The sequence below is a fragment of the Bartonella sp. CL435QHHD genome (genome assembly GCF_042195095.1).
Lineage (GTDB): Bacteria > Pseudomonadota > Alphaproteobacteria > Rhizobiales > Rhizobiaceae > Bartonella.
On the sequence record NZ_JBHINS010000081.1, the window covers coordinates 173,066 to 185,144 of the forward strand.

11 protein-coding genes, 1 tRNA gene and 2 pseudogenes are annotated in these 12,079 nt (G+C 37.2%); 11 read left to right on the top strand and 3 right to left on the bottom strand.

Going from position 1 to position 12,079, the window contains the following annotated elements; translation table 11 throughout:
• Positions 1-110 precede the first annotated feature (110 nt).
• The 4 genes from plsX (at position 111) to ACFILH_RS08095 (ending at position 3,297) form a co-directional block, all read left to right on the top strand.
• Positions 111-1,181 (top strand): phosphate acyltransferase PlsX, encoded by a 1,071-nt coding sequence (plsX, locus tag ACFILH_RS08080; protein WP_273791379.1) that lies wholly within the window; start codon positions 111-113, stop codon positions 1,179-1,181.
• Between the two features lie 49 nt (positions 1,182-1,230).
• A complete protein-coding gene (locus ACFILH_RS08085) occupies positions 1,231-2,205 on the top strand; it encodes a beta-ketoacyl-ACP synthase III (RefSeq protein WP_273791378.1) in 975 nt (324 codons plus the stop codon).
• Positions 2,206-2,282: 77 nt separating this feature from the next.
• Positions 2,283-2,597, top strand: coding sequence for an integration host factor subunit alpha (locus tag ACFILH_RS08090; protein ID WP_273791377.1), 315 nt, complete (start codon positions 2,283-2,285; stop codon positions 2,595-2,597).
• A gap of 196 nt (positions 2,598-2,793) precedes the next feature.
• Positions 2,794-3,297: a MerR family transcriptional regulator gene (locus tag ACFILH_RS08095; RefSeq protein ID WP_273791376.1), complete on the top strand. Its 504-nt coding sequence runs from the start codon at positions 2,794-2,796 to the stop codon at positions 3,295-3,297.
• Between the two features lie 1,051 nt (positions 3,298-4,348).
• On the opposite strand, the gene thrS is transcribed toward ACFILH_RS08095, so the two are convergent.
• The 3 genes from thrS to ACFILH_RS08110 form a co-directional block, all read right to left on the bottom strand.
• The gene (gene thrS, locus ACFILH_RS08100; RefSeq protein ID WP_375667623.1) at positions 4,349-6,325 is read right to left on the bottom strand and encodes a threonine--tRNA ligase; all 1,977 of its coding nucleotides are present in this window, start codon (positions 6,323-6,325) and stop codon (positions 4,349-4,351) included.
• A 111-nt stretch (positions 6,326-6,436) separates the two neighbouring features.
• Positions 6,437-6,787: a membrane protein insertion efficiency factor YidD gene (gene yidD, locus ACFILH_RS08105; protein ID WP_375667624.1), complete on the bottom strand. Its 351-nt coding sequence runs from the start codon at positions 6,785-6,787 to the stop codon at positions 6,437-6,439.
• Positions 6,788-7,216, bottom strand: a complete 429-nt coding sequence (locus ACFILH_RS08110) for an iron-sulfur cluster assembly scaffold protein (protein WP_273791373.1) — start codon at positions 7,214-7,216, stop codon at positions 6,788-6,790.
• Between the two features lie 125 nt (positions 7,217-7,341).
• Here ACFILH_RS08110 and folE point away from each other — a divergent pair, with 125 nt between their 5' ends.
• The 7 genes and pseudogenes from folE (at position 7,342) to ACFILH_RS08145 (ending at position 12,019) form a co-directional block, all read left to right on the top strand.
• Positions 7,342-7,953, top strand: coding sequence for a GTP cyclohydrolase I FolE (gene folE, locus ACFILH_RS08115; protein ID WP_273791372.1), 612 nt, complete (start codon positions 7,342-7,344; stop codon positions 7,951-7,953).
• 137 nt (positions 7,954-8,090) lie between these two features.
• Positions 8,091-8,175 (top strand) — tRNA-Leu (locus ACFILH_RS08120).
• A gap of 193 nt (positions 8,176-8,368) precedes the next feature.
• Entirely contained in the window at positions 8,369-9,541 is a 1,173-nt protein-coding gene (locus tag ACFILH_RS08125) for an alpha/beta hydrolase (protein WP_375631276.1), read from the top strand.
• 137 nt (positions 9,542-9,678) lie between these two features.
• Positions 9,679-10,185, top strand: a complete 507-nt coding sequence (locus tag ACFILH_RS08130) for a hypothetical protein (protein WP_375667626.1) — start codon at positions 9,679-9,681, stop codon at positions 10,183-10,185.
• Positions 10,186-10,843: 658 nt separating this feature from the next.
• A pseudogene (locus ACFILH_RS08135) lies at positions 10,844-11,030 on the top strand (Arm DNA-binding domain-containing protein); the annotation flags it as partial.
• Positions 11,030-11,560 (top strand): annotated as a pseudogene (locus tag ACFILH_RS08140) (hypothetical protein); the annotation flags it as partial. The pseudogenes ACFILH_RS08135 and ACFILH_RS08140, both read left to right, overlap by 1 nt.
• Before the next feature lie 45 nt (positions 11,561-11,605).
• Positions 11,606-12,019 carry a hypothetical protein gene (locus ACFILH_RS08145; protein ID WP_375667628.1) on the top strand — a complete coding sequence of 138 codons (414 nt, stop codon included), beginning with the start codon at positions 11,606-11,608 and terminating at the stop codon, positions 12,017-12,019.
• The last annotated feature ends 60 nt before the right edge of the window (positions 12,020-12,079 follow it).

Genomic DNA, 12,079 nt, shown 5'->3' on the forward strand with positions numbered 1-12,079 from the left:
TAAACGGCATTTCTGCGGAGCGATGTTTTCGCAAGATGTGCTGTGTGAGTGTTCAGGAGCCAAAAATCATAATATGTATTTAAAAATGAAAAGATGTGGGATATGCAAGCGTGATTAGAATTTCTGTGGATGTCATGGGCGGTGATTACGGTCCAGAAGCAGCTATTGCAGGAGCAGCAATTGTACAAAAATATTTATCAAATATTTATTTTCTGTTTTATGGAGTAGAGGAGGCTGTTCGTCCGGTTTTAAAAAAATATCCCTGTTTGGATTCTGTATCGCGCTTTTGCCCTACAGAAAGTTATACACGCATGGATGAAAAGCCAAGCCAAGCACTTCGTAATGGACGTGGTAAATCATCAATGTGGTACGCCATTGAAGCGGTAAAAAATGGTGAAGCTGATGCTTGCATTTCTGCTGGTAATACGGGTGCACTTATGGCCATGTCGTATTTTTGTTTGAAAATGCTTGCAGAGGCTGAGCGTCCTGGTATTGCGGGTATCTGGCCAACACTGCGCAGTGAGAGTATCGTTTTAGATATTGGAGCAACAATAGGTGCCTCGGCTAGTCAGTTGGTTGATTTGGCGGTTATGGGAGCGGGTATGTTTCGCGCTTTATATCACACTGAAAGACCAAGTGTTGGGCTTTTAAATGTGGGGGTGGAAGAGGTTAAAGGACTTTATGAAATAAAAAAAGCAGGAATGATATTGCGTGAAGTGCAATTAGAAGGATTGGAATATAAAGGATTTGTTGAGGGCAATGACATTGGAAAAGGAACGGTCGATGTTGTTGTGACAGAGGGGTTTTCTGGTAATATTGCTTTAAAAACCGCAGAAGGAACTGCGCGACAGATAGGGGAGATTTTAAACTCTGCACTGCGCAGTTCTTTTTTAACATCTCTTGGTTATTTTTTATCGCGAGGTGCTTTTCGTATACTGAAACATAAAATGGATCCCGATAGGGTGAATGGAGGAGTGCTTTTAGGTTTGAATGGTGTTGTTATAAAAAGTCATGGCAGTGCCAATGCTAATGGTTTTGCTTCTGCTATCCGCGTTGGTTATGAAATGGTTAATAATGGACTTTTAAAAAAAATAACGGCTGATTTACGGCGGTTTCATGAGAATAAAGAAACACTTCTTGACCAAGAAGATGAAGCGGTGATGAATGGAGAGTCCTTATGATAAGCTCTTATAATAGAAATGAAAAATTTGAAGAAAAGGTAAGAGCTGAATGATTCGCTCAATTATACGTGGTGTAGGAAGTGCTTTGCCAAAAAGAAGTTTATCAAATGATGAGATTGCAAAGTTTGTTGAAACGTCAGATTCATGGATTGTTCAGCGTACAGGAATACGCCAACGTTATATTGCCAGTGAAAATGAAACAACTGTTTCTTTAGGAGTTGAAGCTGCGCAAGCCGCCCTTATAAATGCTGGTCTTACAATAAAAGACATTGATTGTATTATTTTAGCAACGTCCACCCCGAATCGTACTTTTCCTGCTTCTGCTGTTGAAATTCAGCATGCTTTGGGAATGAGCCATGGATTTGCTTTTGATATTCAAGCTGTTTGTTCTGGTTTTATTTTTGCTTTAACAACAGGAGATTCTTATTTACGATGTGGAGCGGCTAAAAGAATTTTAGTTATTGGATCCGATACATTTTCTCGAATTTTAGATTGGGAAGATCGTACGACATGTGTTTTGTTTGGTGATGGTGCGGGTGCCGCTATTTTGGAAGCTCAAGAAATTGAGGGGACTATTGCTTTTGAGCGTGGTATATTGTCTGCAAAACTGCGCTCTAATGGTGCTTATATAGATAAGCTATATGTTGATGGTGGACCTTCAACAACACAAACGACAGGCTATTTGCGTATGGAAGGACGAGAAGTTTTTAAATATGCTGTTGGTATGATAACGGATGTGGTTGATGATTGTTTTGCAGCTGCAGGTATGGATTCTTCACAACTAGATTGGTTTGTACCTCATCAGGCTAATAAGCGCATTATTGAAGCATCTGCTAAAAAGTTGGGAATTTCACTAGATAAAGTTGTGATTACCGTTGATCAACATGGTAATACGTCTGCCGCATCAGTTCCGTTGGCTTTAACAACAGCTGTTTGCGATGGAAAAATAAAAGAAGGAGATCTTATCATGTTAGAAGCCATGGGAGGTGGATTTACATGGGGAGCAATTCTTATTCGTTGGTAAATTATGGCTACTTGACCATATTTCAAGAAAACGTATAAGTCATTTTGTAATTTTAAATATTTTAATAGGTGGTTATAATGACAAGTAAGACAGTAACGCGTGCAGATTTAGCGAGCGTAGTTTGTAAAAGAGTGGGCTTGTCACATACTGAATCAGCAGCTTTAGTCGAATTGGTTTTGGATGAGATTTGCAACTCACTTGTAAGAGGTGAAGCGGTTAAATTATCTTCTTTTGCAACTTTTCAGGTTCGCAGTAAAAATGAACGTGTTGGACGCAATCCAAAAACAGGTGTTGAAGCACCTATTCCGCCGCGACGTGTTGTGACGTTTAAGGCTGCCAATGTCCTTAAACAGAGAATTTTAGATTCGCATCGTGCAAAACAGAAAAAATGATATCTCATAAATAAATGCCATGGTATGTTTGGTATTTGTTAAAAAAATGTATAAAATAAGGGTCTTTGTTTTTTAGAAAAAGACTGTTGAGTAAGTTGTCAATGATGGTCTTATTTTTGACTAATCTTGTTGAGAAATTGAGACAGAATGAGTCATTGTGAAGTAATTTATTTTGTTTTAAATAAGGTGTTGCAAAATGGATAAAAGCTCTGATGCTTTTCGCACAATTAGCGAAGTAGCGGAGTTATTGGAGCTTCCGCAGCATGTCTTAAGATTCTGGGAAACACGTTTTAGGCAGATTAAACCAATGAAACGTGGGGGAGGAAGGCGCTATTATCGCCCTGTCGATGTTGATTTGCTCAATGGTATTAAGCAGTTACTATATGATCAGGGTTATACGATAAAAGGTGTGCAACGCCTTTTGAAAGAAAATGGTGTTGCTTTTGTGACTGCATTTGGTAATGGTGATCTTGATGCTATGAATGTGGTCATAGAAAAGAAACATGCAGGACAAACTTCTGAAAATGCTAGTAATAAGCCTAAGAAATCTTCTTTTGGGCTTTTGAGTTTCATGAGGAATGAAGGAGAAACATCTGTCGGTTCTGTGAATCTTTACAAAGATAAAACTGATAAAGCATTGTTACAAGAGATTCTGTTTGAACTCATTGAATGTAAGCGTGTTCTTGATAGAGCACGATAATAATAATATTTTTTTATTTTATATGTGTTTCGTAGATATTTAGACGTTTTATGGATATGCTCAGAGTTTAATACGTTCAACGAGTGGTCATGTATCGTATGTGTATATTTAACGAGTTTTTTTATAAGAGTTTTTAATTTGATAAAATATGAAGAGGAGAAAGAATAAACGCTGAGTTTTGCCATTTTTCTTTGATTTAGCTTTATAAAAATTAAGGCAATATCTCATCAGTGTAGATTGCGGGATGTATAATGCCATTGGCTTACCAATTCATGTGCTTGTTTTAAAGAGATGTTTCTTAAGGCTTCTTAATCTTATTTTACTATAATGCCTTGTGAATGATTAATGGTAAACTCGTTGAGTACTGCTATTTTTACATTTATAAAGAAGCAAGTCAGCATCATCATTATAGTTATAGCCGGTCCTCAATGATTGCAACAATCCTTAGCACTTTAGGCGGTTCATTGTGGGCATTTTAAAAGTTCTTTCTCAATAATTTTTATCCACACACTCATTCTGCTTGTTTCGTGCAAGCAAATGATTTTGATAGATTCAACATAAACATATTTAAAACGAGAGAAGCCTATGATATTCGAAACCTTATTTAATATGAATAACGATATATTACCATTATAAATCAATATCTTGTCTTTTTATAAGAGCTTATCTTACGAATAAGACATATCATTGTTCAGCTAATTTTACATATTTTTTATTAATAAATATAATCTTGTTTTCAGCCTTCTTGCTTGATGTTGCTATAATTATCGTAATGATCTATCCATGATAGTAGCAGCATTTTTTCATTATAAAAGTAAAAGATTAATGTTATTATTAATATTCAATTGTCTATGTTGTTTGTATTTAAACAGCTCATAGCTTACATTCAACTTTTTCACCAAACCACCTTGTAGAGAGAGCACGTGATTCTTTCTGGTGATAGGTAGTTGTGCATGAAACAAAAACACACTACAATATCAAATCATTTCATTTTGTACAAAAATTGAAGATTTATAGTAAAAAAATTAACGTATTACCATCTTCTGTGATATTATGCATTTATTACACGTTGCAAATCTGGAGGTGTTGCCTCATTTGAGAGTTGTTTAATTGCATCTTCTACAGATAAAAGGGTTTGATTTGTACTTCCTAAGCGGCGCATATTTACGCTGTTTGTTTCAGCTTCACGTTTGCCACATACCAAAATTACGGGAACTTTTTGTAAAGAATGTTCTCGTATTTTATAGTTAATTTTTTCATTGCGGAGATCTATTGTTGCGGAAAGCCCAATAGCTTTAAGTTTTGCTGTTATTTTTTGGGCATATTCATTTGCTTCGGATGTAATTGTTGCAACAACAATTTGTTCAGGAGAAAGCCAAAGTGGCATATGTCCAGCAAAATTCTCGATTAATATACCAAGAAAACGCTCCATTGATCCAAAAATAGCACGGTGGATCATAACAGGTTGACGTTTTTCTGAATCTTTATCAATATAGAATGCACCAAAACGTTCAGGAAGATTAAAGTCTATTTGTGTTGTTCCACATTGCCATTCACGACCGATAGCATCCTTTAATGTATATTCAAATTTTGGACCATAAAATGCTCCTTCACCCGGAAGGATGCTTGTTTTGATTTGTCCTGCAAATTTTGTTTCAATCGTTTTAAGGACAGATTCCATGATACTTTCTGCATGATCCCATAATGCATCAGATCCAACTCGTTTTTCTGGACGTGTTGAAAGCTTAAGACTAATTTCTTTAAAACCAAAATCAGCATAAGTTGATAAAATAAGATCATTAATACTGAGACATTCATCGGCTAATTGTTCATCAGTACAAAAAATATGCGCATCATCTTGTGTAAAACCACGCACACGCATAAGACCATGTAAAGAGCCTGAAGGCTCATAACGATGAACAAGTCCAAATTCAGCAAGTCTAATAGGCAAATCACGATAAGATTTTAAACCATGTTTAAAAATTTGAACATGACCAGGGCAATTCATTGGTTTAAGGGCATAAACATTCCCATGATCTGAATCTTCTGCTGCTGGAATTACTTTGAACATATTCTCCTTATACCAGCCCCAATGACCAGATATTTCCCAGAGTGACCTATCGAGAACTTGTGGTGCATTAACTTCAGCATATTGATGATCATCAAGGCGTCTACGCATATAGCTGATTAAATTTTGGAACATTTTCCAACCTTTTTTGTGCCAAAAAATCATTCCTGGCCCTTCTTCTTGAAAGTGAAATAAGTCCATCTCACGTCCCAAGCGGCGATGATCACGTTTTTCAGCTTCTTCTAGCATATGGAGGTAGGCTTTTAAGTCATTTTCATTTGCAAATGCTGTTCCATAAATTCTCGTGAGCATTGGATTATTGGCATCGCCACGCCAATAAGCTCCTGCAACTTTCATTAATTTGAAAGCATTCCCAATTTGCCCTGTAGATTGCATGTGCGGCCCGCGACAAAGATCAAACCACTCCCCTTGATAATAAACTTTTAAATCTTGATTTTCAGGAATGCTATCAATAAGTTCAACTTTATAAAATTCCTTTTTCTCAGAAAAAATTTTTCTCGCTTTTTCACGAGACCAAATTTCTTTTCTAATAGGTTTATTGCGTTGGATAATTTCACGCATTTTCTTTTCAATAACAGTGAGATCATCTAATGTAAAAGGTTGTTGGCGTGCAAAATCATAATAGAATCCATTCTCAATAACAGGACCTATTGTTACTTGCGTTTCAGGAAAGAGTTCTTGTACTGCTTCAGCAAGGACATGGGCGCAATCATGCCTTATGAGCTCAAGAGCGCGTGAATCTTCTCGGGTAATAATCTCTACTTGACCAGATTGTCCCAATGGATCCGATAAGTCTCGCGTGATACCATTAAGACTATAGGCGACTGCTTTTTTTGCAAGTGATTTAGAAATAGATTCTGCTAATTCCAAGCCTGTCATTTCGGCGGGGTAATTACGTTTTGAACCATCGGGAAAAAAAAGAGAAATAGAGCAAGACATAAAAACACCCTTTTAATCCAATTCCGCTAACGATTGCGGATGGTTTCGTGAAAATTGAGTAAAAAGCTTATAGACTGATTTTTTATCAATACATATGAAAAAAGAAAAGGATTATTTGTTGTGTTTGTCAGAAATTTTCCAGTAACGCCAAGGTTTATAAAAACAGCAAGAATTTCCAAGCGAAATAGGTACTGGATCAAAGCCATCTGTTCCAAAGGGCCCACAACGCATGATACGAAAGAGTCCCATCCATGTACCAGCCCAAAGCCCATGGCGTGCAATCGCTTCATATATATATTCTGAACAAGTCGGGGCATGGCGACACTGATTGCCTATAAGGCTCGAAAGTGTTATTTGATAGAAACGTATTAAGAAAATTCCCAATAATCGTCCGGGTGTTTTTTGCCAAGTGCCTGTGTAATTTCGAGTCAATTTTTTTTGTTGAGATTGTGATTTGAACATTTATTTTTCTTCAATTTGTTGAATGCAGTCTATCGTTGCATCAAAGGGTAGTAGTGTTGCTGTATGGCGCACTTTATAGTCTTTAATGGGCTGTAAGCAAGAAAAATCCTCAAATGGAGCTTGAGGAGAAGGACCATTTTGCGTTAGCATTTTGTAGATAACTTCACGCAATATTTTAAGATCTTGTGTTGTTTGTCCGATGATATGAGATGCTAAAAGTGAAGCCGAAGCTTGCCCTAGCACACATGCATGTATTTCGTGAGCAAAATCCGTAATAATACCATTTTCCACTTTTAAATCTACAGTGATTGTCGAGCCACAAAGATGTGCATGTTTTCTTGATGTTGCATCAGGATTATTAAGACGCCCAATTTTGCCTATATGTGCAGCATATTTAAGTATTTTATCATTATAGATATTATCAATCATGCACTATTGCCTGAAATTTTAAGAGTCGTGATTGTTTAAACTTTTAATTCGCTTATATAGAGATTATACAAAATGAAATAGGTATGGAGCAAATGCTTTGTATAGAGTAAGCTTGGAGTTTTTGAATGCGTAATGTTGTTAAAGAAGACGCAAATTTATCTGAAGAAAAGCGTCCGAGTATTGAAGAGGTGGAAGAAGCGATTCGTACATTACTCTTATGGATAGGGGAAAATCCAAATAGAGAAGGGCTTTTAGATACTCCAAAACGTATAGCCAAGGCATATCGCGAGCTTTTTAATGGTTATAGTCAATCTGTTAAAGAAACCTTAGGTACAGTTTTTGAAGAGGTTTCAGGATATAATGAATCCGTAATCGTAAAGAATATACCTTTTTATTCACACTGTGAGCATCATATGATCCCAATTATTGGGAAAGCACATATAGCATATCTTCCTAATGAGAAAATTGTTGGTCTTTCAAAAATTGTACGTGTTGTAGATATTTTTTCTCGTCGTTTACAAACTCAAGAAGCTATGACAGCGCAAGTGGCTCACGCGTTAAAAACGTATCTGAAGCCTCATGGTTTAGCAGTATTGATTGAGGCTGAGCACATGTGTATGGCTATGAGAGGAATCCAAAAACAGGGCTCTACAACAATTACAAAAAACTTTCATGGTTATTATGAAAAAGATCAAGCGGCACAAACACATTTTATGATGATGGTTCAAAGGTCATAGTAGAGCCCATATTTCTCGTAATCTCTATTAAGTTATAAGTCGTCTGAATAAAATAAATTATGAGAAAAAGAAAATTGGCTTGTACCTTTCTTTATGATTTGTTAAAGGCTAAAAACCAAGGTTTTTTCTTTCCACGTGCGGTCGTGGCGGAATTGGTAGACGCGCAGCGTTGAGGTCGCTGTGGGGCAACCCGTGGAAGTTCGAGTCTTCTCGACCGCACCAGTTAGCAGTGAGTTTCTCTATAATGAGATGAAGTTATGTTAGAGAGAGGGGATTTATACGTATTATAGAAAAATCTTTTTTGTATGTTATTTGTTGGTGTGTTTCTAAGAATGTTTCGTTTTTTATTACTTTATCCATGCATTTGAAATGTTATATTTTTATAAGGTGGGGTGAAATTGCAGTGAGAAGTATAATGATTCTGAGATATTTAACACTTCTTATTTGTATTTCTTTATTGCCAGCATGTAGTGATTCACGTGCTGTACTTTGGCATGGGGTGCATGCAACACCTTCTATGACTGCCGTAGAAAGGGAAGTTGGAGGGAAACCAGTTTCTCCAAAAGCTATCGTTCCAGTGTATGTTGCAACAAGTCGTATGATGCAAAATAATTACGCTCAACCTTATGGTGCAGAGCGATCAAATAAAGTTCATTATAATCGCGTTGACGTAGGAATTCCTCAGCAACATGTAAAGGGAGTTGTTGAAATAAATGCGTATAAACCTACACATGATAAGTATTTTGCAGCAGTAGCATTGCAAAAATACGATAATAAAGAACAGTTTAAACAGCAATTAAATGCTGCTTTAGCAAAAAAGCCAAAAGGAAAAAGAGAAATTTTTCTTTTTATCCATGGGTATAATAATAATTTTGCAGATGGTACATTTCGTACAGCACAGTTTACACACGATTATTCTTTAAATGTTGTCGCTGTGCATTATTCTTGGCCTTCTGCCGGATCTGTTCCTCTTTATATTTATGATCGTGACAGTGCTAATTTTGCCCGTGACGGATTGATAGAGCTTTTAACGCTTATTAGTGAAACCAATGCTGATCAAATTTCGGTTATTGCACATTCTATGGGCAATTTTGTTATAATGGAAGCATTTAGAACATTAGCTTTACAGGGAAAATATAGGCCTATTCGTCGTATTACAAGTTTATTAATGGCTGCACCCGATATTGATGTTGATGTATTTGAGCGCCAACTTAATGATATAAAAAAACTCCCGCAGCCAACAGCTATTTTAGTATCCAGAACGGATAAAGCTCTCGCGGTTTCAGGACGTCTTACGGGTGGACATCATCGTGTGGGCGATGGCTCAGATATTGAAATGTTGCGTAAAAATGGAATAGCTGTTCTTGATTTCTCTCATGTGGATGGGGGAGCACACAATGTCTTTGCATCTTCACCAACGTTGATGGCTCTTTCTCGAGAAGGTTCTTTGGCTTCCACAATTATGCAAGGTACAGAATTGTCACCTAGTCAAGCCCTTCTTGCTGATGGTAGTAGTGTGTTGGAGAAAACAACACATCTTATTCTTTATACACCTGTACGTTTTCTCTCTCCACGGATTCCACGTTGATAGTGAAAAGAGAGAAGGAGCTCCATCAAATAATGTATTGGAGGTAATGTTTTTTAGCACTTTCTTTAGAATGGTTTTGTAAAATGAAAAATAAATAGCAGGATGAATGTAAAAAACAGTCATTAGGTGAGTTTGTGATGATCACACGGAAACACTATGTTAATACGCCTACAGTTGTTGATTATTTATCTCATTCCGCAATTAAGTTGTTAGACATTCATGCTATGCTTGTGAAGGTGAGAAAAGGTGATATGGGGGAAAAACCAAATTTATTGCGTCAAATTGATTCTACAAAAAAACAGTTAGATGAGATAAGCCATGCTCTTATTTTAGAATATCGTAAACGCCAAGAAAATGAGCGTTTTTTAAAACAAATTCTGCTATCCATTTCTGATCAACTTTTTGCACTTAATAATGGTTTTAAGGAAACAGGGCGTCTTTTTTTTCAAGAAGTTAGAATACTTCAATCTCAGATGCAATGTTTATATGAGGGAAAGGAGAGGCTGCATTTGTTGAATAGCCAAGAATCTTTTTGTTCTCCGTCAAAGATTGATGAGGTCATTAAACAGTTACAAAAAGCACGAGAAAAGCTTATTCTTGAAAGCCCACATCTCTTTGAAAAAAGCACAAAAGCTAAACAATAAAAGTTCTTTAGTTGAGCAGATAGATAATTTGAATTTTACAGCAAACAACGCTGTTAGATAGAAGGCTATAACCTTTTTAAAGAAAAGAATTTGCTTTAAAAAATGAAACACATGTATTTTATAATCACACTCTTTATCGCATTAAAGCTTTAGAAGACTTTGGTTATATCTTTGCTAAAGTTAAGGCTGATGAATCAGGTGGCTTTATTGAAGAAAATGTTTGTGAAAAGAATTTACAAAAAACTTTCTGATTCTTTTAATAATAGCCCGCCGGATAATTTTGCCAATGTTATGAAGTTGTTAGTATATTCATTAGAAACTTAAATTTTAATATTTTCCTTGGTATAAATTAGCTGAATTTAAAGCATTAAAAAAGAAGTTTGATAAAAATAACATGTTTTGTAAATTCACGTTCATCTCTACCTTCTCTTGGATTTAAAAACACTCGGAAAATGAATAAGCTACACGTAATTAAAAAATATATGGTACCCCCAGAGGGTGGAGCGGGCTTTTGCAACAAGATTCAAGTTATGTAAATATGTGCAAGAGCTATTGATGCAGATAATTTTTTATGTTCCAATAAAAAATTAAGTATTAAAGAAAAAATCTCAAATCAGAAATTAAAGGTGATCTAAGAGGTGGACGAGAGGGGCGTTAAGTGAGGGCTATTCATTGGTTATCAGCATCATTCGTCAAGTCATCTTCACAGGGTAAATTATTGAGATGGGGCAGGGCTATGGTTGAATGTTCTAAAAGACAATACACGCTCTTGGTTTTTTCGCTATACGCACCACAATAAGCGCCGTGAAATGGGACTTGGTCCTGTTACGAAACTCTATTTAAAAAATTAGATGCCATACCAGCCGATCAAGAAGCGGCTGCTTTAATACGCTTACAGATTGAAAATTGTTGTGCGCCTGACATTGCAGTGTTGCGTTTTGCTTGTGTGGATGATTTAAAAAATCAATCGGATTATCAACGAAGTCAAGCTACTTTTAATTGGTGTGAGGGGCGCTTAAAACCTCTTCATATTGGGCTTGACCGACGGCGCCAACATGTTTTTGGTGTTGATCTTGCCAGATCGGGCGATGCGACGTCGATTGTGGTGATGGAAGTGGGACAAGATTTGGTGCGCCGTGTTCGGTTTATGGTGGAATTGCGCAATACGCCGTTTGACCAACAAAGAGAAATTTTATTTTATGTGGTGAATAGTTTGCCGCGTTTGTTGGGGGGCGCTTTGGATGCACGGGGCAATGGGGCTTATTTAGCCGAAAAGACGGCGCAGCGTTATGGGGGGCTTGTGAAGGAAGTACAATTGTCGCAAAGTTGGTATGGCAAAGAAATGCCGGCTTATTTAGAAGCTTTTGGGGATGGGCTAAACAAAGCCTTTCCAATTTTTGGCAATGGTTGAAGAGTTTTTTTGCCCGCGAAAAGCATCTCTGAGGGTGCCAAGGCTGGTATGGAACAAGCTGGGGAAGATTTAGCAAGTTGGATTGTCGATGGTTTTATGGGCACCATCTCACAATTGATGGATTTTTGTAAATCTTTGCCTCATCGCATTAAGGGGTGGATTGGGTCCATTAATTTAAGAGAGTTTTTGCCAAGTTTTTTGGGGGGCAAAACGCCAATCCAGCCCATAGCACAATTTGCGGGGGCGGGGCGTGCAAATTCCCCTTTCACAGAAGCAAAAGGCAAAGAGCGCTCCACCATCACACACAATCAAAATGTCACGGTGCATGTCAATGGCGCCCGTGATCCTGTTGTCACTGGTCGTGCGGTTGCCCATGCCATTCAACAGGCACGCGCTAACGCTCTGCATGGCGGGACAGAATGAGGGGAGGGAGCCTATGAGAGATCCTTTGATGATGTTAGGACCGCATCAATTTTATGTGGA

Excerpts from the sequence above, each read along its gene's own strand:
- ACFILH_RS08130 (WP_375667626.1), top strand. The coding sequence starts at position 9,679 with ATGATCACACGGAAACACTATGTTAATACGCCTACAGTTGTTGATTAT.
- ACFILH_RS08085 (WP_273791378.1), top strand. The coding sequence starts at position 1,231 with ATGATTCGCTCAATTATACGTGGTGTAGGAAGTGCTTTGCCAAAAAGA.
- ACFILH_RS08090 (WP_273791377.1), top strand. The coding sequence starts at position 2,283 with ATGACAAGTAAGACAGTAACGCGTGCAGATTTAGCGAGCGTAGTTTGT.
- folE (WP_273791372.1), top strand. The coding sequence starts at position 7,342 with ATGCGTAATGTTGTTAAAGAAGACGCAAATTTATCTGAAGAAAAGCGT.
- ACFILH_RS08125 (WP_375631276.1), top strand. The coding sequence starts at position 8,369 with ATGATTCTGAGATATTTAACACTTCTTATTTGTATTTCTTTATTGCCA.
- thrS (WP_375667623.1), bottom strand. The coding sequence starts at position 6,325 with ATGTCTTGCTCTATTTCTCTTTTTTTTCCCGATGGTTCAAAACGTAAT.
- ACFILH_RS08095 (WP_273791376.1), top strand. The coding sequence starts at position 2,794 with ATGGATAAAAGCTCTGATGCTTTTCGCACAATTAGCGAAGTAGCGGAG.
- ACFILH_RS08110 (WP_273791373.1), bottom strand. The coding sequence starts at position 7,216 with ATGATTGATAATATCTATAATGATAAAATACTTAAATATGCTGCACAT.
- yidD (WP_375667624.1), bottom strand. The coding sequence starts at position 6,787 with ATGTTCAAATCACAATCTCAACAAAAAAAATTGACTCGAAATTACACA.